This window comes from Bacillus proteolyticus (genome assembly GCF_001884065.1).
In the GTDB taxonomy this organism is placed as follows: Bacteria; Bacillota; Bacilli; order Bacillales; family Bacillaceae_G; genus Bacillus_A; species Bacillus_A proteolyticus.
In genome coordinates this window covers 40,254-60,246 of the sequence record NZ_MACH01000048.1, presented here as the reverse complement: position 1 = coordinate 60,246, position 19,993 = coordinate 40,254, and the positions used below count along the sequence as shown (strand labels likewise).

Sequence of the window (19,993 nt, the reverse complement as noted above, 5' to 3'; positions counted from 1 at the left end):
TCCGTTTTTTTTCGTTGCTAGTTTTATATTCTTCTTTTTAATATCGAACTACTTTCGCTACGCATAGAATGAAATTTTGATCAATTTAGCATTTACAAGTATTCAATAAAATAGATGCTAATTTTGAAAAAAAGGGGAGATTTGTATGTTAAAAACATTTCGAATTATATCCGCTCTTATCGTCATCGCACTTGCTCTATCTGGAATGTTTACAAATCCTCTTGTTACAATGCCTTATATGCTCATCGCCTTATCCATTATGACCTTCATCATGAGCGCAGAAGAAAAACAGAAACAAAAGAAAGTAAACAGTACACTCTCCTGCTTTTCTGGCGTATTCACTTTAATCGTTGCTATTATCATTATTTTCTCTCGGTAACTATCTCTTTCTACTTAAGAAGCGCTAAAATGCACATAAGACACTTACAACTAATCATCGTGTTTATTACTTTAATTCTATGTTTATACAGCTTATTTACAATGAACTTTCAAATCTTTTCACCTATCATTTTTTTCTCTTTAGCTTATATGGCATTTTAGTAGGAATAAAGACCATTCAAAAACAGCAAAAGCAAATTGGAGCTATTAGCATCGGTTTAAGTCTTTTTACGATTGTTTTTGTTAGTCCATTTATACTGTTCTTCTAAAGGAGGATTATATGTTAAAGAACATTCGAATTATACTAGCAACGACTGCCCTCATCCTCGCTATATTTAGCCTCTTTGCAAGCTTCTCTGTGCTTTTACCATTCGTATTTATCCTTTTAAGTATTATGTTTATCCTTTTTGGAATTGATGAAATGAAGAAAAAGGATAAAGCAAAAGCATTTGTTTATTTTCTCGGTTCTGCCTCTGTTTTATATGTTGGGGTGTCTAGTATGCTTTCATAAAAAAGAAGAGCATGGTCGCTCTTAACACAATAAAAAAACTGCCCTTTCACAGGCAGTTTTTCCTTCTTATCCAAACACTTTCTCAAGTTCGTCTTTATCTTGGCTTAACCAGAAGTTCATTAAGCGCTGTGCTCCTTCTAAGTCGTGAAGCTTCGCTTGGCCACATTGTGTTTCATTTGCAGCTGGAATTTCTGTAATTTGAACCGCATCTTTTAATGTTAGTTCTAATAAATCAATGATTTCACGAACTGTTGGTGTCCCGCTTACTACAAGATAATACCCTGTTTGACAACCCATCGGTGAAATATCGATAATATCAAAATGCGGATAACGATCAATATATTTACGTAAATTAAATGCTAATAAATGCTCTAACGTATGAATAACATCTGGTTTCATTGCTTGTTTATTTGGTTGGCAAAAACGAATATCAAATTTATTTACAATACCGTCACTACCTACATTATGGACTCCGCAATGTCTTACATAAGGCGCTTTTACAATCGTATGATCTAATTCAAAGCTTTCTACTGATGGCATATAACATCTCTCCCGCTTTTAATTTAATTCCGTTATATCCAATATGATATAACGGAAATCGACATTAGTAAAGAATTATGTACGGTCGTGCTATAATACTTTAAGACTATGCTGAAAAGGAGACCATTATGAAACAGATTTTTATCGGTATTATACGCTTTTATCAAAAATTCATTTCTCCGATGACACCACCAACATGTCGCTTTCATCCGACTTGTTCTCATTATGGATTAGAAGCGTTTCAAAAACATGGTGCATTCAAAGGATTTTGGCTTACATGTAAGCGTATATTAAAATGCCACCCTTTCCATCCAGGAGGATTTGATCCTGTCCCAGATAAAAAGGATGACAAAGTAAATTCTTAATTGTCGTAACCATTCACAACTAAATCCAATTTTCCTGTGTCAGGATCTATAACAAGACCATGAACAGGTACTTCTCCCGGAAGTAATGGATGGTTGCGAAGTATTGACACACTATGTTCTACACTTTCTTCTACACTAGAGAACCCTTGTAGGAATCTTTCTAAATCGATTCCAGAATAACGAAGTGTATCTAATTTCTCTTCTGTTACGCCGCGCTCTTTCATTTTTTCAATTGTACTGCTTGCTTGAATTTTTGCCATACCACAATCGTGATGACCAACTACACATACTTCATCAGCACCTAGTTCGTATACAGCAACTAAAATACTACGCATAATACTTCCGAATGGATGTGAAATAACAGCGCCTGCTACTTTAATAATTTTCACGTCACCGTTACGCATATTCATTGCTTTCGGTAATAGTTCAACAAGACGAGTATCCATACAAGAGATAATTACCATTTTTTTATTTGGAAATTTTCCTGTTTCATACTCTTCGTATTTTTTCTCTTCAACGAATTTTTCATTGTATTGTAAAATCTCTTCTAATGACTTCATAGTAAAGAACCCTCTTTTCTCTCATTTACATTACATATATAGTGTACCAAAATATGAAAAACTCAAAAAGGATATTGTTTTATTATAAAAGCAATATATTTTCAGATAACCGACATAATTCTTTCAAAATATACACACAGCTTTGTAACAAGTCACACATACTTTACCCCTATTCTCACTATAAACTAACTGTAGATAATGTAAAAAGGAGTGAATATTTATTATGTCCGACGTTCTGTTACTGAGTCGTTTTCAATTTGCAATTACTATTTTTTATCACTTTTTATTTGTACCTTTGACAATCGGACTTGTTATTTTAGTGGCATGTATGGAAACTCAATACGCCCGCACATTGAATCCAACATACCGCAAAATGGCAAATTTCTGGGGTAAATTATTTACAATTAACTTCGTAATGGGGATTATAACCGGGATTACGATGGAGTTCCAATTTGGCACAAACTGGTCTGAGTACTCCAAATATATGGGAGATATTTTCGGATCACCTCTCGCAATCGAAGCACTCGTTGCCTTCTTCTTAGAATCTACTTTCATGGGAATATGGTTATTCGGGAAAGACAAAATCTCACCAAAGTTCCGTGCTTTCTGTATGTGGATGGTTGCACTTGGAACAAATATTTCCGCACTTTGGATTATTACAGCAAACGGTTTTATGCAAAATCCTGTTGGCTACGTAGTACGTAACGGCCGCGCTGAATTAAATGATTTCTGGGCTCTTGTTACAAATCCATATGCATGGAATATGTTCTTCCATACTGTAATTGGTTGTTATATTGTCGGTGCTTTCTTCGTTATGGCAATTAGTGCCTATCACTTATTACGTAAAAATGAAGTCGCTTTCTTCAAAAAATCATTTAAGTTTGGTTTAATGTTAGGCTTATTCGCCGCAACTGTTACACCTTTTATGGGACATCAATCCGGTGTGTCAGCAGCTAAGTATCAACCAGCTAAAGGAGCTGCGATGGAAGCAGTTTGGGAAACTGGAAAAGGACAAGGTTTCTCAATCATTCAAATTCCTGATGTGAAAAATGAAAAGAACTTTGAATTACTTACGATTCCAAAACTCGGAAGTTTCTTCTATACAAACTCATTTGATGGAGAAATTGTTGGTCTAAAAGATATTCCGAAAGAAGATCGTCCAAACGTTAACCTCGTGTACTATAGCTTCCGCTTAATGGTTGCACTTGGCATGTTCTTTATGGCATTAACTTGGTACGGTTTCTATTTAAACCGTAAAGGAAAACTAGAAAACTCAAAACGTTATTTAAAAATTACAATGTGGTCTGTCTTACTCCCATACATTGCAATTAACGCTGGTTGGATTGTCGCTGAAGTAGGTCGTCAACCGTGGACAGTTTATAAACTAATGCGTACAGCAGAATCTGTATCACCTATATCAGTTCCACAAATTTGGTTCTCATTAATTAGTTTAATATTGTTCTACACTTTACTTTTAATTGCAGACGTATACTTAATGCTGAAGTTCGCAAAAAAAGGACCAGCTGCATTAGAAGAACCTACTACTGAAGGAGGTACAGCTCATGTCTCATGATATGCTTGCAATCATCTGGTTCGGTTTATGGGGCGTAATTTGGACAGTTTACTTCATTCTTGATGGCTACGCACTCGGTAACGGAATGATCTTCCCATTCGTTGCGAAAGACCGACAAGAACGAAATCAATTACAAGAAGCTATCGGCCCATTCTGGGGTGGTAATGAAGTATGGTTAATTACAGCCGGTGGTGCAACATTTGCTGCCTTCCCAATCACATATGCAAATATGTTTAGTTACCTATATACACCACTATTTTTAGTATTACTTGCACTATTTGCTCGTGCTGCTGGACTTGAATTTATGCATAAAGACGATTCACCAATTTGGCAAAAAACTTGTAAATGGGCATTTACAATTGGTAGTTTCCTAATCGCCTTCTTATTCGGTGTTACATTCGCTAATCTATATTATGGACTAGAGATCGGAAAAAATGGCTATGAAGGAAATTTACTTAGCTTACTAAACCATTACGGTATTTTAGGTGGCCTTTTCTTCACCGCAATATTCGTCGTATCTGGTGCTCTTTGGGTTATGATTAAAACGACTGGTGAAGTATCTGATCGTGCTTATAAAATCGCAAGACCATTTTCAATGGCAGCTGCTATCATTTTAGCTATCTTCTATGTAGCAACTGCAAATCGCACAAACTTATTCCAAAACTTTACGGAATATCCTGTACTATTTATTCTTCCAGTACTTGCAATGTTAATGAGTGTACTCGCACTTATTATGGTGTACAAACATAAAATCGCCCTCGCATTCACATTCGTTTGCTTAACAATCGCAATGTTTATGACAACTGGCTTTGCAGGTATGTTCCCAAGAATGTTACCATCACGTATTAACGACGCATACAGCACAACGTTATACAACGCAGCAGGTAGTGAATTAAACTTGAAAATTATGTTCTTCGTTGCAATGGTCATGGTACCAATCGTTATTGGATATCAACTTTGGAGCTACAGCATATTTAAAGATAAAATTCATAAAGACTCTGCTAAAGGGTATCACTAAAATAAAAAAATACACTTCGTTTGAAGTGTATTTTTTATTTTACGTATGATTTTTGATACGATGCTACATTTCTAATCTAACAACTATGATAAAGAAGTATCACTAACAACTCCATTGTATCACAAGGCAAATACATCACTTTATGCAATTTTACATATAAAAATTATAACGTAGATTGAATTACTTGGTCATACACATCGTTATCCCTTACATCTGCCGTACTAATACCACTGAATGTTCTCACATTTAATCCGGTATTTGAAGATCCCGATCCGTTATAAGCTTTCGTTTTTTCAATCGGATGTACGTTATATTTATCACCTAAGTTAATTGTCCCGTTACAGTTCTCAATAATAACACCTTCAACAATAGCTGGCATTTTGTCACCTACTTTCATTCCGTTACTCCCATTCTATGAGAATCGCCTAAAAAAATAGCATGTGTAAATAAGAAAAAGCACTCAAGCTGAGTGCTTTTTCTTATTTACCGCTCTTATTTCTCTCACAAGCAATTCCATCACCATCACGATCTAAATGCTTACCGTAATACGGACTATCTCTTGTAATATCGTAAACCCCAGCATCATTTGCTTCTTTACAATTAGCAAAGCGCTTTGGTTCTTGATTTGCTCCTGGTCTTTCTTCAAGCGGTAATGTCGCGTTATATAAGAACTGAACGTATTGCTCACGACTTACATGCATTCTAGGTGCGAATTTACCATCACCAGTTCCAGCTGTAATATAATTTGATTTAACTGCAGTAATCGCAGGATTCGCCCATCCATTTCTATCTACATCCGGGAAATTATGATCCCCTCTTATTTGCAATTGGAACCCTTTTGTTAAAATTTGTGCCATTTCATCGCGAGTTAACGAATCTTTCGGTCTAAAGTTCCCTGTGCCATCTCCGGCAAATACACCCATCTCTGTTAAAGCAAGAATCTCTTTTTTAAACTGAGTAGAACGATCAGTAACATCTTTATACGGATTATTATACTGTTCTTTTACTGCTGGCTTTAATTGACGGAACATAAGGGCTGCAACTTGCTCACGAGTTACATCATCACCAAATCCAAAAATCCCATTTCCATATCCAGCAACAATGTTTTTATTTGCTAAGTCTATAATTGCCTTATAAGCCCAATGATTGTTTGGAACATCTTTAAACTCTATACTTGCCTGCGCCGTCCCAATTGAAGTAAATGCTGTAGTTGCAACAATTGCACCTGTTAAAAGTAATTTTTTAAATCCCATACTTAAGCCCCCTTCTCTTTTCCATAATAACTATTTAACAATATAACAAATTAAAAAAATGTAATTTGTCATATTATGTCGAACAAAAAAAGAATCCAGCAGGATTCTTTTTTGCTAAGCACGAATGACAAGTTTAGAGACAGTTGACTTTTCCAAAAATTTATTAGGGGTAATATTTTGAAAAAGAAAGCCTTTCATATTTAACTTAACACCACTGGAATATATAGTAAATTGATAATCTTTATACGGAAGATTGCTAATGTTTAGTATAGATACTTCCCACTATGTCAACAGTAAAAACTCATCTCCACTAAAAAACAAAAAGTGCCCTCAAAGAAGACACTTTTCATAAACAGACACTATAAAACAGAATTATTTATTGTTATACGATTGTTAGATACAAAAAAGTAGAGGGAAATGCTTGTACAAAATTCTGCTTTATAAAGTCTGTCTACAACTTATATTTTAATCCTCTTCATTTGAAAATAAATATAATATGCACAATTACATACAAAAAAGAAAAGACACTCTATCGAGTGCCTCTTCAACCACTTTACTTTTAATATATCGCCTTACATACATTTTAACATATGTATCTATGTAATTTATCAAGAAAATTCAAAATCCTTTTTCTTTCATTTTCACTTATGAAATCATGTAATATAAAAGATATGTCAAATTCTTATATAAGTCGAGGTGTACTATATTTATGCTGTATTTTGGAATTATTCCTCTTATATTGTTTATTATTTTTCTTATCTCGTATTTAAAAGATCCGCGAAAAATAATAAACGGCTTTTTATTTAATGCCTTTATCTGTTTTTTCCTTCTTTTTTGCGTGATCGTATCTTTGAACTCAGATAGTGCTGTCTTGCGTTACATTATATTTTTACCCTTTTTAGCACTCCTCATTATGCTTCCTTTCGGTATTATCGCTTTAATGTTTGGATTATTTCTTAATGCAAGAATTTTAATGAAGCGAGAAGGAAGACGGTTCACTAACTGTTTAACGCTCCTTGCTGCTTTAGGGATGTTATTCTTTATGTTACTCCCTATTATAAATCCAGCAAGTTTGGTCTCATCACATTTAGAGCCTATTTTTGCAGGTATTTCTCTTATAAGCGTATATTTCTTTATACACTTATCTAACTTTTTAAGTGCTTATTTTCTATACCAATTCAACAGACCAAGACGTAATCAAGATTTCATCATTGTTCTCGGTAGTGGCTTAATTAATGATAAAGTACCACCTTTACTTGCAAGCCGCATTAATAAAGCTATCGACTTTTATTGGAAACAAGCAGCTGTGAATACACCACCAACAATTATTTTCTCTGGTGGACAAGGCCCAGATGAAGGGCTTCCTGAAGCAGAAGCGATGCAAAATTATGCGGTTGAAAAAGGAATTCCTCTTGAACATACAGTGCAAGAAAATCGCTCTGTAAACACATATCAAAATATGTCGTTCTCTAAAGAAATTATGGATTCTTTAAAACCTGAAGGTAAGTATAGAAGTATTTTTACAACGAATAATTTCCACCTTTTCCGCGCTGGTATATATGCAAGGCAAGCTGGCCTGAATAGCCAAGGAATTGGATCAAAAACAGCATTTTATTACTGGCCTAATGCAATGATTCGTGAATACGTTGCGATTGTCGTAATGGGACGTAAACGTCATATGAAGTTTTGCGGAGCTATTTTAGGATTTGCTTTATTCGTGTCAGTACTTAGTTTTATATTTTCTTAATAGCATCCCATCCTTTGAAAGGATGGGATTTCTTATACTCATTTCAAAAATATTTTAAAGATAATATGGCGATAATATTCCCTGCATACATCCATTAAAGGAGAATTTTTTCAAATTAAATGTTAAAATGAAATTTAGGTGTGAATGATGTAACAAACAAGAAACTAGTTTGAAACGAGGAAATTATATGGAGAAAACTATCAAAAACAAGCCCAATAAGCTAAAAATCGCTTCAAAAGCTTTGATGATTATTATTGGGGCATTTATTACAGCGTACGGATTAGAAGCTGTCTTAATTCCAAATAACGTATCCGACGGTGGTGTAACTGGTTTAAGTATCGTTAGTTCAAGATTATTTGGATTGCCATTAGGGGCTCTAATCGCAGTTATTAACATTCCTTTCGTTTGGTTAGGATATAAGCAAATCGGTAAAAGCTTTGCAATTTATTCCATCATCGGGATTGCTTCATTAGCAATAGGTACCGTTGTCATGCACGGAATACCAACTATTATTGAAGGCGATACACTACTTGTTACAGTTGTTGGTGGTATTATTATCGGTTTCGGTATGGGACTAGCATTACGTAACGGCGGAGCATTAGATGGAATCGATATGCTAGCTGTATTACTTTCTCGCAAGTTACCTTTTGGAACGAGTGACCTTATTTTATTCTTAAACATGTTCGTGTTTATTTTCGTATCAACAGTATTCGGTCTTCAAGGAGCTATTCTTTCGGCAATTGCTTACTTTATTGCTTCGAAAGTGATTCATATCGTTGAAGTTGGTTTAAGTGGTTCGAAAACATTTAAAATTATCACAAAAGAGCCTGAATTAATGGTAGAAACAATTCGCGATCGTTTAGGCCGAAGCGCAACATACAATGAAGTTTATGGTGGTTATTCAAGAGAGCAATTTAAAGAAATTTCTTGTGTAATTAACCGTTTAGAAGAAAGTAAAATGAAAGACCTTATTAATGAAATTGATCCCAATGCCTTTATTACAGTTTATGACGTAGCAGAAGTAAAAGGTGGTAATTTCAAGAAACGTGATATTCATTAATCGTTATACAAAAAAGAGGCAGTCCCCAAATTTCGGGACTGCCTCTTTTTATTATTAAGTTGCTATCGTTGTCAGTTTTTGTCGGTAAGTCGATATATTTCAATAATCGCTGATATATTTTGAGTTGTGGTCGATATATTCTAATAATCGCTGATATATTTTGAGTTGCGATCGATATATTCTAATAATCGCTGATATATTTTGGGTTGCGGTCGATATATTCTAATAATCGCTGATATACTTTTACTCCCCCCATCTTCCCCCACTTTTAATCCATGCTACGTATTTTTGAAAGACAGGTACTTCCTGTTGAAAACGAAGCGGAATATATAGAAAGAGAGTACATGTACATAATATCCATAGAATACCTACTACAAAGTGAAATTTCATCGTTGTACTAATAAACAAACTGAGGGATAATACGAGGAACATAATCAAACTAAACCTTTTATATATAGTCATAATAATCTCCTCCTTATAACTTAATTGTACCAGCTACAAAGAATTAATTTCCATAATAAAAAAAGACCGAAAAGCAAATTCCACTTTTCGGTCTCTATACTATCTTCTCTTCGTAATCTTTCCTGAACCACCGACCCTCGTTTTCGGGGGCGATGTATTCTTTGGCGGCGTTTTAATAGATGATTTCGGCTTCACATCAGATCCACTCGAACCACCTGGATTTTTCGTGATTTTCCCTTTGCTTCCGGTAGAAGGCGGAGGTGTCGTATTACTTCCTTTTTCCGTAATACTTCCTTTATCACCTACAGATGATTTCGGATCTACATTATCTCCTCGCTTAATGATAGATCCTTTCCCTTCCTTCGTAATTAGAGGCGGGGTTTTCTTTTCTTCTTTCGTAGGTGGTCTTTCCGGGATAACCGGTTTATGATTTTGTCTGTCATTATATCCGCGATAATCACCGTATGATGATTTTCTAGAACCGAATATATCGTTTAATATACTCCCCATAATATATCCTTGTAAGAAGGATGGTTGGTAATTTTGACGGACAAATTCTTCATTACTTATTTCAATTAACGTATCAGATGGTTTCTCTTTATCCTTTTGTAAACTATACATTTTATCGGAATAAACGAGGAACATTTGATTTTCGTCTTCTTTAGATGCTTGCTTCGGTTTCCTTTCGGCTATAAGTTCCTTTGCAACTTCAGGAACTGACCGATTGGCAGCCCTATACACGTAAGATTCTTGTTTACCATCCTTTGCGACAGACTCTAGCGGATAACGGTCCTGAATTGACTTCGCCTGACCACTTTGACAGCCCGATAAAGCATAGCCGGCAATAACAAGTAATGTAACGATAGCAAGTATAGGGATCACGAACGATTTAATCATGGTAAACAATCGGTTTGACATGATTACGCCCCCCTTATGTTGCTCTTATGATTTGTACATCAGCAGGAATAATTGCTTCTCCCTCATACATCATTGTGCGACCATTTTGCCATTCAACACGTAATAATTTGCGGTTGTCAGACTGGAATTCCCATACGTACTGTTCTTCTGAAGCAGCGAATGGTGTTTTCCCCATAACAACAACACGTCCATTATATTGTTCTTCCATATGATACTCTATATCATCCATTTCAATCGTCGTCGGAATTTCATCGATTGAATCTAAGCGACCATCAATCGGTGTATACAATTTGTAATACGTATTTTCACGATCTTCAATTTTTAAATAGCGAATGTCTTTCCCATCCTGCAGCGTTAAAACAATCTCCTTACGAGAATGCATGCTTGTTTTCCCAGTTAATTCGTACATTACTAACGAAACTTCAATCATATCGCCAGGAGCCAACGTTAAAAGACTCTTTTCTGGCTTCGGCGGCTCTGGGCTTTTCATTATATTTTTAATACGTTTAAATAAGCTCACAATCTACCCCTCCTTCTCTCTTTATAAACAAGCACCTAAAATAAATGCACCAACGATATGTAATGAACCAGCTAACATCGCATGTGCTACGCTGCCTTCTTTCGTTCCTTCTTCTAAATCAAGACCTGCCATTTTTCTTAAAACAAATTCAATAAACATTTCTACAACTAATAAAATAACGAAAGAAACTGCTGAGGCAAGAAGTGCTTGCCATAAATCATTCGCTTTCGTTATTGATTGTGACAAGATGTATCCTTGAGCGAATAGCTTCATAACGAAACGTGTTGTCACAGCTGTGTTCCCATTTTTTATTTCTTTTAAATCATTGTATTTTGTAAAAATCGAATCAACCCACATAATTGCAAATAAAAGTACCGCACTCGCTCCAGTCCATACAAGCATGGCTAAAACATTCGTCCACGTCATTGCAAAACCTCCTCTAAAAGGTAATAGAAAACCGACATGAATTCTCTTCAGACATGTCGGCTTCTTTGTCTATTCTATATTATTTCTCGTACTGCTTCATAATACGAGCTAATTCATCGTCAACAGCAGAATTTTTGTTTAAGCTTGCGAATTCATCGTCTAATGACTTTTCTTTCTTGTAAATTTCACCGCTTGCTTCTGCTTCAGCCTCTAATTGAAGAGCTTTCTCTTCCATACGGCTTAAACCAGCTTTTGCTGTATTTGAGTCAAATCCAGACATCGCCTGATTAATATTCTTTTGTGCTTTCGCTGCATTTACACGTGCTACAAGTGTTTCACGTTTGTTTTTCAGCTCTGTTAATTGTTTACGCATTTCTTCTAGCTTCGCACGAAGATTATCAGCAGCAGCTTTATTTTGCTCATAGCTCGCTTTATATTCATTCATCTTTTGCTCTGCATTTTGTTTTTCTTCAAGAGCACGACGCGCAAGATCAAGATTGCTTGCTTGAACAGCCATATGAGCTTGCTCTTCACGTTTTTTCACAAGTGCTTCTTGCTCTTCAAATAATATTTTAAATTTCTTCTCAAGTGCGATTTGAGCTGCTACACTTTTCTCAGCTTCTTGTACATCCGCTTGCATATCGCGTAAATATTGATCCGTCATCTTAACTGGATCTTCAGCTTTTTCAATTAATGAATACACATTCGACATTGTTAAATCTCTTAATCGTTTAAATACAGACATCCAAATTCCTCCTATGATATACCTCATATTTCAAATTCACTACTTGGAAATTTAAAAATCTCCCTTTACAGTAAGAATATTCATTTTTATAACCTATGTGTTCATTATAACAAAACTAAGATGTCCTTACATGTTATTTCCAAAATACATACAATATAATATGACATTCTAGATAGAATATTGTATTCCTACTATATTCTTATTATTTCTTCCCACAAAAATTAACTTATTTTTACGTACTTTCACTCAATTACATAATTGTAATGTTACTGTAAGCTAACTCGATAGTTGCATCTCCATATTTCTTATACACTAATACCAGAAGCAACGAAATAACAAACATGCTTCTCATCATTTAAGGACTAATACAAAAAGTATATTTACTATAAAACATACAAAGAGGAGAAATCATCATGAAAAAATTAGTAGGAATCGGATTAGCAGCAGCAATTTCATTCGGAGCATTATCAGGTTGTTCTTTATTAGGAGAAAAAGCGAACGGCTTTGTACTGTACGGATCAGAAGAACAAGTTCAGCAAATTACAGATAAAAATAAAAAAGAAGTGAAAGAAAAAGACTTCTATAAAATGAAAATGACAACATTAGATGATAAAAAAGTTCTTGTAATGGATAAGAAAACTGGTGAAGAACTCGTAAAAAAAGAGTTACTTAGCAAAGTTGATGAAAAAGACAACACGAAACCACTTGATAAATTACCGGCTGTAACGACTGAACAAGGTGTATTATTCGCAAAAGAGAAAGTTGAAAATACTACACTTGATGGTGCGAAATTAAAATATGAAGGTAACACAATTATCGGAAGTGGCCGCGCATATACAGATATGTACGCAATTGTTGATGACGCAACTTACAGCAATGTAAAAGGTGATGAAAAATCTGTAGGCGTATTAAAGTTCGATAAAGACCCAAGTAAAGAATTCCCTGGTTACAACGGAGTAGAAGCTTCTCAACTTGTAAAAATTAAAAAATAACACAAAAAAAGCTTTGCGAAATTCGCAAAGCTTTTTTCTATTTATGAGCAATTTGCTCCATATCTGGACTACAAGTTTGCGACTGACATGACTTATTTAAAGAGCATGCTGCGCATTTTCCTTTTTTACTTCTCTTTACAAAATTCACTAGCGTATATGTTGCATAACCAAAAATGATAGCTCCAATTATAATATTAACCATCATCGTAATACATCTCCTTCTAGAATCCGAGTAAGGACCCAACTTGGTATATAATGAACGTTAATACATAAGCAACAACTAATGGATAAGCGACTGAGAAAATTGTCCATTTCATCGATCCTGTTTCGCGTCTAATAACAGCTACTGTCGCTAAGCATGGAACATATAATAAAACAAAGAACATAAATGCGTACGCTGATAAAGCAGTATAATGTGCTCCCATTACATTTCCTAGCACATCTTCTTTAACCGCATAAATAATTGCCATTGTAGAAACGACAACCTCTTTCGCTAAAAATCCTGTTAAAAGAGATGCCCCAGCTTGCCAAGTTCCAAAACCGAGCGGTGCAAATAGTGGCGCGATAAATCCACCAATCATCGCTAAGAAACTATCTCCCATATCGACACCAACTCCTGATGGGCCTGCATAGTTTAATAACCAAATAACAACCGATCCACCGAAAATGAATGTACCAGCTTTACGAACAAATCCTTTTCCTTTCTCCCATGTGCTCAGCCATAACGTTTTCGCTTGTGGCACACGGTAAGGCGGTAATTCAATTACGAAAATAGATTTTTCCGCTTTCAAAATCGTAAGAGACATAATTTTTGTAACAAGTAATGCAAGAACAATACCTGCAACGTATAAAGAGAACACAACAGTTGCCTGACTATTAGGGAAGAACACTCCCGCAAATAATGCATATACAGGTAAACGTGCTGAACAAGACATAAATGGTGTTACTAAAACTGTAAGTAAACGTTCTTTTTCTTGTTCAATCGTTCTCGCAGCCATAATACCTGGAACGTTACATCCAAAACCGATAATCATCGGAATGAACGCTTTTCCGTTTAAACCGAAAAACTCCATAATTCTATCCATAACAACTGCAATTCGCGCCATATACCCTGAGTCTTCTAATAATGAAATGAAAAAGAATAGTGCAAAGATTTGTGGCACGAATACTAATACTGCACCAACGCCCGCAATAATACCTTCTGTAACGAGTGCTTGAATAAAGTCAGAAGCCCCAACACTTGTGAGCCCAGCTGTAACCCAATCAGTAAGTTGCCCTCCAAAAAATCCATCAAGCATATCAGATAAAGGTGTACCAATCCACGTAAACGTAACCTGAAAAATAAAAAACATAACTGCTAAAAAGATTGGAAGTCCTAAAATTTTATGTGTAATTAACTTATCGATTTTTTCCGAAAAAGGAATTTCCCCTTCTTTCTCATGCTTCATAACATTTGTTTTTAACTTTTCAATATACGCTTCACGAGTCTTGTAAATATGCTCCTCTAACGTACAATCAAGTTTTTCTTCTAAGCGAGATCGAACGGCTACAAGTTCCTTATAAATTGATAGTGCTTTCATTTCTTTTTCTACTACTTCGTTATTGCTTAGAAATTGAAGGGCTAACCATCTTGGATGCTCATAATTCGCTATCTCTAAAAGAGCGATTATCTCTCCAATCCCTTCATCCACTTGTACACCATATGAAATAATGAATGGTTCTTTCTCTTTTTTGTCATTTTCTTTAAGAGTCGTAAGTAATTCTTCACAGCCTTTTCCGGTTCTTGCGATGACAGGAACGACTGTTACACCTAATATTTCTGATAATCGTTTTACATTGATAACAATTCCTCTTTGCTTCGCCACATCAACCATATTTAAACCAATTGAAACCGGCTTACCAAATTCGAGTAATTGCAAAGTTAAATGCATATTTCGCTCAAATTGCGAAGAATCCACAATATTTAACATATGATGGAATTCGTCTGTTAGTAGAAAATTCGTAACGACACCTTCATCACGTGAAACTGGATTTAAATCATAGACGCCTGGTAAATCGATTAATGTTCCTTGCTTATCTTTTAATTTACCAACCTTCTTTTCTACTGTTACACCGCTCCAGTTTCCTACATATTCATAAGAACCAGTAAGTGCATTAAATAATGATGTTTTCCCTGTATTCGGATTCCCTAGCAAAGCAACCTTATTCACGCTAATTCCACCTTTATCATTTTCGCGTCACAATGACGAATACTAATTAACTGTCCGCGACACTCCAATGTACAAGGACCTTTAAACATCGCTTTCTGTTTCAGACTAAGTTCGCTTCCTTCCGCGAGACCAAAAGCAGCCAGTCTTCTCTTTAGTAAATTATCTAACGACTGAATACTTTTTACTAACACTTTCTCACCAATTTTAATATCTACTAAGCTCATAACCTTCCCCCTCAGAAGAGAATGATAATTATTTTCAAAAAAATTATATCATACTCTATTTCATTTGGACTATATCTTTTTGCTTCATATTTATTAACATTTCAATACAATTATATTTCACTTATTGTCATACGAGGTTCATTTGCCATTCTCATCCATTTCGCTTACAATAAACAATAGCAAATAAAGAATCTCGTTATCACAGGGGGAGCCTTGCCGCTGAGAGGGAACACTTCGTTCCGACCCTTCGAACCTGTTAGTTAATGCTAACGCAGGGATTGTGCAAACGTCCGAAATACATACCTCTTTTTTATTTACGTATTTCGTATCCTCCTATGATATCTATTCTTTTTTGTGCAACTTGGATTTAGGGGGAGACAACATGCGTAACACCAATTTACAAGCGATGATCGAATCTGCTATTCTTGCAGCCTTCGCCTTGATTATCGACATTTTACCATTATCACTTAAACTTCCAACAGGCGGTTCCATCTCATTTGCTATGATTCCTATTTTTATTATCGCATACCGCTGGGGCTTCAAAATGGCTTCCTTAGGAGGCTTAATTTGGGGATTATTACAAATTGTCGTAGGTGATGCCTACATTCTAACACCAGTGCAAGCATTCATTGAGTACTTCATTGCTTTTGCCTTTATCGGCTTTGCTGGTTTATTCTATCGTCCAATTCAAAAAGCACTTGCCTCAGACAACAGTAATGCAGAGCATTCTAATTTTGGCAGTCGTAAAGATAAACCAAAACAGAACAAAGGCAAAAAAGCACTCGTTTACATTATACTTGCCACATTTGTCGGCAGCTTTGCACGTTATTTCTGTCACTTTATTGCTGGCATTATTTTCTTTGGTCAATATGCACCTAAAGGACAATCGGCTGTCTTATATTCATTAATTGTAAACGGCAGTACAATGATTGGTTCTTTCATACTATGTACTGTATTACTAATTCTTTTATTTACAACTTCACCACGCTTATTCAAAAGCATCGGTGCTTATCAGATGAATACAGAAAAGAAGAGCGCTTAATTAGCGCTCTTTTTTTCTCAAAATTCTCAATGAGTAATATCAATAATAAATACGATAAATGCACAAAAGAAAATAAATACCATCACACCTAGTAAATTGCTATTCACGGCTAATCTACTCCTTACATAACCTCATTTTCTATCCAAAGTATACTGCTCCAAAATAAAGATTAGGTAAAGATAATATGAAGTTAAATTAAAAAAGCGTAACATGTATTGTCTACGCTTTTTTCGGTAAATAGAAGTAAAATAACACACCATCTTCTGTATTCTTTACCCCATATTCAGCATCGTGCAGTTCTAAAATATTCTTTGAAATTGCAAGCCCAAGCCCTGTCCCACCTTGTGAACGCTGGCGAGCTGCATCCACTCTATAAAAACGATCCCAAATTTTATCTAATTGCTCTTCTTCAATGTGAGTACCTTTATTTTCGATACATATTTTTATACGATCCTTCCCGTCTATTGTGGAAATAATAATATCTTCTTTATTTGGTGTATAACGTATGGCATTCGTAATGAAGTTCACGATGACTTGTTCAATCCGGCCTTGATTTGCCATCACTTCAAATGGACCTATATTTTTATGAACACGAAGTTCTTTTTTCCCTATTTCTACAGAAAGATGTTCACATATATCTTCAATTACTGTATCGATATAAAATGAATCTATTTTCATTTTATATGTGCCTGACTCAAATTTAGCTAACTCCAGCATATCCAAAATTAATGTATCCATTTTGTCTACTTCTCGTTCCATCGCTTGAAAATAGTACTCTTTTTTATGCTCCGCTACTCCATCTTTTAAAATAGAAATACAGCTTTTCATAATACTCAGCGGTGTTTTTAGTTCATGCGAAACACCAGAAATAAATTCTTTCCGCGTATTTTCTAATTTTCTTTCCTTTTCAATATCTTGTTCTAGCTGCCCAATATGCGAATGGAGTTTATCGGATAATACATTAATATTTTTCGATAAATCCCCAATTTCATCTTTTGAAGTAATCGGTATTTTTTCTGTAAAATCTAAATGCGCTATTTTCTTCGTCGTATCATTTATTTTTAATAACGGTTTTGCAATTTGTTTTGAATAATAAAACGAAGCTAAAAAAATAAGAACGACTACAAATGCAATGATATAGATGTAATAATCTTGCACCATTTGTACAGCTTCATCTACGGGCTGTAAAGAAGCCATCGCATAAATATATGTTACTGATCCGTCTTTTTCTTTTATTGGTTTCATTAATAATTTATATTTTATATCATTCTTTTCATAGTCCATTGTCTTTGTTGAATACTCTATTTGATTACTCTCTTTTAGTACTACATCCGTTTGAAATTCTTTTATACTGTCCAAAAATAAAGTGTTTTTATAAATTGGATTTACGGGGCCTTTTACATCAGGGAATTGTACTTTCGTAATTTTCCCTGCTAGATTAAAGTCCGAATTTTGAGCCGCCCTCTTCTGTTCCTCAGCACTCATAACTCCAGCAACTTTGTTTCTTTCCATAGCGCTAGAATCTTGAGCAACTTTTGGCCTTCCATCACTCATCTGAATTTCTTTTGCAGCTATTTTTTTACCTAACGATTTATTCAGCCAACTCAAATTTAAATCTTCTATATGTACATAACATGTGATAAAACTATCGTCTCGTTTTAGCCCATAAAAATACACTGAGCGTCCTTCTAACTTAGGTAGTGTCCCACCTTCAATTTCATCTATACTCATGAGAAAGTACAAAGGCATCTTGATTACCTTTTTTCCAAACTCCTTTTCCGCCCTACGTTCCAAAGTAACCTCTACATAAAAATCATCCACATGTTTTAAATTCCCATTCTGATCCAATGTCGTAATCCACGTATTATTTTCTCTTAAAAAGTCTTGCTCCAGCTTCTGAATCCCTTCTGCACTTCCTGCATAGTTCAAATAATTCTTTTCGAAGGAATTTAAATTCACTTTAATATCTTCCACTTTTCGATTCGCATAATATTGTTTAAAAAATATCGTTTGTCCAATAAATATCGTCGCTAAAATTAACATACATAATGCTGTTGTGAGGGTAAATAGTTTTAGTACAATCCCTTTTCTCATACATTCCCCTCAAATTTATAACCTGTTCGTACTACAGTTGTAATGTACTTTGCTTTCTCTCCTAATTTATTTCTTAAATTACGAATATGACTATTAACCGTTCGATCGTCACCAGCAAATTCATATCCCCAAATTCTTGAAATCAATTGCTCCCGTGTTAAAACAATCCCTTGATTTTTCATAAAATACGCTAATATTTCAAATTCTGTATGTGTTAAATTAATGTCTGTTCTATCTACCGTAACAGTGCGCGACGGAAAATGAACGTGAATACCGTGGATTGATAATGTATCATCTTCATTCTCTAAAAGTTGCTTTGTCACTTTTCTACTTTCTAACAATCTTTTCGCTCTTGCTAATAAAATTGGTGGACTATACGGCTTCGTCACATAGTCATCCGCTCCAAGTTCAAATCCAAGTAGCGTATCATCTTCATCTACACGTGCCGTTAGCATAATAATAGGAACCTCGGATGTCTTACGGATTCTTCGGCAAACGGACCACCCATCGAGTTCCGGCAACATAATATCTAAAATAACTAAATCAACCTCTTCTTCTTCAAATACAAGTAAAGCTTCTTTCCCATCCCTTGCTTCAAACACTACATATTGTTCACTCAAAAAATAGTCCTTTAATATTTCACGTAATATATCTTCATCTTCAACAATTAAAATGTTTTTTGACATAACTTATGTATCCCCCTCTCGCCTTCAGAAACTATAATTTTATTTTGAATAGCTAGCAGTTAACTTCGCCTCGATAATATATCTATCTGGTGCATCTCCTATATAATCAAATGGATAGCAAGTCGTCAGTGTTAATATTGGTTCTCCTTTTTTTATAATAACAGTACGATCATCCGCATGGGTGATCCATGTCTTTTGAATTTCATATGTGTAAGTTCTATTATCATACTCTACAATAAGGGTATCCTTTTCTTTTAACTCTCCTACATCGGTAAAAACAGTATCTCGGTGCCCACTCAGTACAGTATGCCCCCCTCCAGATGGTGTTGTCGTTACATCACTAACGAACATACCAACTCCTTTTTTCAAAGTTGTATCATTCGCCTCCCAATATACAGAAAACTTCTTCTTTATTTTCGGTATATTTAACACCGCTACCTTTTCTCCTTCTTTATGCTCTGTTTGAGAAGAAGGTACTTTGGAAGTTACAGGCGTTTCATGAGAAAGGTGAGTATCTTGTATATTTTTAAGGCTCTTTATTTCCTCATTCGTTAATTCTTGCGCAGCGCTTTTTCCTTTATACCATTCCACAGCGTAATACGATCCCATGAATAGCCCTATGGCCATCAATATGATACCAATATAATTGAGTAACTTCATGCTTCATCC

Annotated in this window: 24 protein-coding genes, 1 pseudogene and 1 riboswitch; of the genes and pseudogenes, 10 read left to right on the top strand and 15 right to left on the bottom strand. The window is 35.1% G+C overall.

The window, feature by feature from the left end; translation table 11 throughout:
* Positions 1–145: 145 nt before the first annotated feature.
* From BAQ49_RS04895 to BAQ49_RS04885, 3 genes and pseudogenes are all read left to right on the top strand, one after another.
* Positions 146–379, top strand: a complete 234-nt coding sequence (locus BAQ49_RS04895; protein ID WP_071744401.1) for a hypothetical protein — start codon at positions 146–148, stop codon at positions 377–379.
* A 29-nt stretch (positions 380–408) separates the two neighbouring features.
* Positions 409–647, top strand: a pseudogene (locus BAQ49_RS34040) (hypothetical protein).
* A gap of 11 nt (positions 648–658) precedes the next feature.
* The gene (locus tag BAQ49_RS04885) at positions 659–889 is read left to right on the top strand and encodes a YczI family protein (RefSeq protein WP_071744400.1); all 231 of its coding nucleotides are present in this window, start codon (positions 659–661) and stop codon (positions 887–889) included.
* 66 nt (positions 890–955) lie between these two features.
* Here BAQ49_RS04885 and luxS read toward each other — a convergent pair whose 3' ends face one another.
* Entirely contained in the window at positions 956–1,429 is a 474-nt protein-coding gene (gene luxS / locus BAQ49_RS04880; RefSeq protein WP_001141371.1) for an S-ribosylhomocysteine lyase LuxS, read from the bottom strand.
* A 128-nt stretch (positions 1,430–1,557) separates the two neighbouring features.
* Here luxS and yidD point away from each other — a divergent pair, with 128 nt between their 5' ends.
* Positions 1,558–1,794: a membrane protein insertion efficiency factor YidD gene (gene yidD, locus BAQ49_RS04875; protein ID WP_002112460.1), complete on the top strand. Its 237-nt coding sequence runs from the start codon at positions 1,558–1,560 to the stop codon at positions 1,792–1,794.
* On the opposite strand, the gene BAQ49_RS04870 is transcribed toward yidD, so the two are convergent.
* Positions 1,791–2,354: a beta-class carbonic anhydrase gene (locus tag BAQ49_RS04870; protein ID WP_000838171.1), complete on the bottom strand. Its 564-nt coding sequence runs from the start codon at positions 2,352–2,354 to the stop codon at positions 1,791–1,793. The two genes, yidD and BAQ49_RS04870, sit on opposite strands and share 4 nt — an antisense overlap.
* Positions 2,355–2,577: 223 nt before the next feature.
* Here BAQ49_RS04870 and cydA point away from each other — a divergent pair, with 223 nt between their 5' ends.
* Both cydA and cydB read left to right on the top strand, forming a co-directional pair.
* Entirely contained in the window at positions 2,578–3,927 is a 1,350-nt protein-coding gene (gene cydA / locus BAQ49_RS04865; protein WP_071744399.1) for a cytochrome ubiquinol oxidase subunit I, read from the top strand.
* Positions 3,917–4,945: a cytochrome d ubiquinol oxidase subunit II gene (cydB, locus tag BAQ49_RS04860; RefSeq protein ID WP_071744398.1), complete on the top strand. Its 1,029-nt coding sequence runs from the start codon at positions 3,917–3,919 to the stop codon at positions 4,943–4,945. Before cydA ends, cydB begins: the two co-directional genes overlap by 11 nt.
* 163 nt (positions 4,946–5,108) lie before the next feature.
* Here cydB and BAQ49_RS04855 read toward each other — a convergent pair whose 3' ends face one another.
* Positions 5,109–5,342 carry a spore germination protein gene (locus BAQ49_RS04855; RefSeq protein ID WP_071744397.1) on the bottom strand — a complete coding sequence of 78 codons (234 nt, stop codon included), beginning with the start codon at positions 5,340–5,342 and terminating at the stop codon, positions 5,109–5,111.
* 82 nt (positions 5,343–5,424) lie between these two features.
* A complete protein-coding gene (locus BAQ49_RS04850) occupies positions 5,425–6,198 on the bottom strand; it encodes an S-layer homology domain-containing protein (protein ID WP_071744396.1) in 774 nt (257 codons plus the stop codon).
* Positions 6,199–6,907: 709 nt separating this feature from the next.
* Here BAQ49_RS04850 and BAQ49_RS04845 point away from each other — a divergent pair.
* On the top strand, positions 6,908–7,945 hold the full coding sequence (locus BAQ49_RS04845) for a YdcF family protein (RefSeq protein ID WP_000965210.1): 1,038 nt from the start codon (positions 6,908–6,910) through the stop codon (positions 7,943–7,945).
* Positions 7,946–8,132: 187 nt separating this feature from the next.
* Positions 8,133–9,005, top strand: coding sequence for a YitT family protein (locus BAQ49_RS04840; protein WP_071744395.1), 873 nt, complete (start codon positions 8,133–8,135; stop codon positions 9,003–9,005).
* 243 nt (positions 9,006–9,248) lie between these two features.
* On the opposite strand, the gene BAQ49_RS04835 is transcribed toward BAQ49_RS04840, so the two are convergent.
* From BAQ49_RS04835 to BAQ49_RS04815, 5 genes are all read right to left on the bottom strand, one after another.
* Positions 9,249–9,467, bottom strand: coding sequence for a hypothetical protein (locus BAQ49_RS04835; RefSeq protein ID WP_071744394.1), 219 nt, complete (start codon positions 9,465–9,467; stop codon positions 9,249–9,251).
* Between the two features lie 99 nt (positions 9,468–9,566).
* A complete protein-coding gene (locus tag BAQ49_RS04830) occupies positions 9,567–10,385 on the bottom strand; it encodes a DUF4247 domain-containing protein (protein WP_071744393.1) in 819 nt (272 codons plus the stop codon).
* Between the two features lie 13 nt (positions 10,386–10,398).
* Positions 10,399–10,905 carry a DUF4178 domain-containing protein gene (locus tag BAQ49_RS04825; RefSeq protein ID WP_000051748.1) on the bottom strand — a complete coding sequence of 169 codons (507 nt, stop codon included), beginning with the start codon at positions 10,903–10,905 and terminating at the stop codon, positions 10,399–10,401.
* A 21-nt stretch (positions 10,906–10,926) separates the two neighbouring features.
* Positions 10,927–11,331 carry a DUF350 domain-containing protein gene (locus tag BAQ49_RS04820; RefSeq protein WP_002123337.1) on the bottom strand — a complete coding sequence of 135 codons (405 nt, stop codon included), beginning with the start codon at positions 11,329–11,331 and terminating at the stop codon, positions 10,927–10,929.
* A gap of 79 nt (positions 11,332–11,410) precedes the next feature.
* Positions 11,411–12,076, bottom strand: a complete 666-nt coding sequence (locus BAQ49_RS04815) for a PspA/IM30 family protein (RefSeq protein ID WP_071744392.1) — start codon at positions 12,074–12,076, stop codon at positions 11,411–11,413.
* A 413-nt stretch (positions 12,077–12,489) separates the two neighbouring features.
* On the opposite strand from BAQ49_RS04815, the gene BAQ49_RS04810 reads away from it, so the two are divergent.
* Positions 12,490–13,068, top strand: coding sequence for a lipoprotein BA_5634 family protein (locus BAQ49_RS04810; protein ID WP_071744391.1), 579 nt, complete (start codon positions 12,490–12,492; stop codon positions 13,066–13,068).
* A gap of 37 nt (positions 13,069–13,105) precedes the next feature.
* Here the strand turns inward: BAQ49_RS04810 and BAQ49_RS04805 are convergent, their stop codons facing one another.
* The 3 genes from BAQ49_RS04805 to BAQ49_RS04795 are packed head-to-tail and all read right to left on the bottom strand — an operon-like array spanning position 13,106 to position 15,502.
* A complete protein-coding gene (locus BAQ49_RS04805) occupies positions 13,106–13,273 on the bottom strand; it encodes a FeoB-associated Cys-rich membrane protein (RefSeq protein WP_046956111.1) in 168 nt (55 codons plus the stop codon).
* Positions 13,274–13,289: 16 nt separating this feature from the next.
* Entirely contained in the window at positions 13,290–15,278 is a 1,989-nt protein-coding gene (gene feoB / locus BAQ49_RS04800) for a ferrous iron transport protein B (RefSeq protein ID WP_071744390.1), read from the bottom strand.
* Positions 15,275–15,502, bottom strand: coding sequence for a FeoA family protein (locus tag BAQ49_RS04795; protein WP_071744389.1), 228 nt, complete (start codon positions 15,500–15,502; stop codon positions 15,275–15,277). The genes feoB and BAQ49_RS04795 overlap by 4 nt, the downstream gene beginning before the upstream one ends.
* 194 nt (positions 15,503–15,696) lie before the next feature.
* A riboswitch (TPP riboswitch) is annotated at positions 15,697–15,798 on the top strand.
* A gap of 86 nt (positions 15,799–15,884) precedes the next feature.
* Here BAQ49_RS04795 and thiT point away from each other — a divergent pair.
* Complete coding sequence (gene thiT / locus BAQ49_RS04790; protein ID WP_071744388.1) at positions 15,885–16,544, top strand: energy-coupled thiamine transporter ThiT; 660 nt, start codon at positions 15,885–15,887, stop codon at positions 16,542–16,544.
* A gap of 219 nt (positions 16,545–16,763) precedes the next feature.
* Here thiT and BAQ49_RS04785 read toward each other — a convergent pair whose 3' ends face one another.
* From BAQ49_RS04785 to BAQ49_RS04775, 3 genes are read right to left on the bottom strand one after another with little or no spacing between them, the layout of a single operon-like run.
* Positions 16,764–18,638: a sensor histidine kinase gene (locus BAQ49_RS04785; protein WP_071744387.1), complete on the bottom strand. Its 1,875-nt coding sequence runs from the start codon at positions 18,636–18,638 to the stop codon at positions 16,764–16,766.
* The gene (locus BAQ49_RS04780) at positions 18,635–19,324 is read right to left on the bottom strand and encodes a response regulator transcription factor (RefSeq protein ID WP_071744386.1); all 690 of its coding nucleotides are present in this window, start codon (positions 19,322–19,324) and stop codon (positions 18,635–18,637) included. Before BAQ49_RS04780 ends, BAQ49_RS04785 begins: the two co-directional genes overlap by 4 nt.
* Before the next feature lie 39 nt (positions 19,325–19,363).
* Complete coding sequence (locus BAQ49_RS04775) at positions 19,364–19,984, bottom strand: class D sortase, LPxTATN-specific (RefSeq protein ID WP_071744385.1); 621 nt, start codon at positions 19,982–19,984, stop codon at positions 19,364–19,366.
* Between the last annotated feature and the right edge of the window lie 9 nt (positions 19,985–19,993).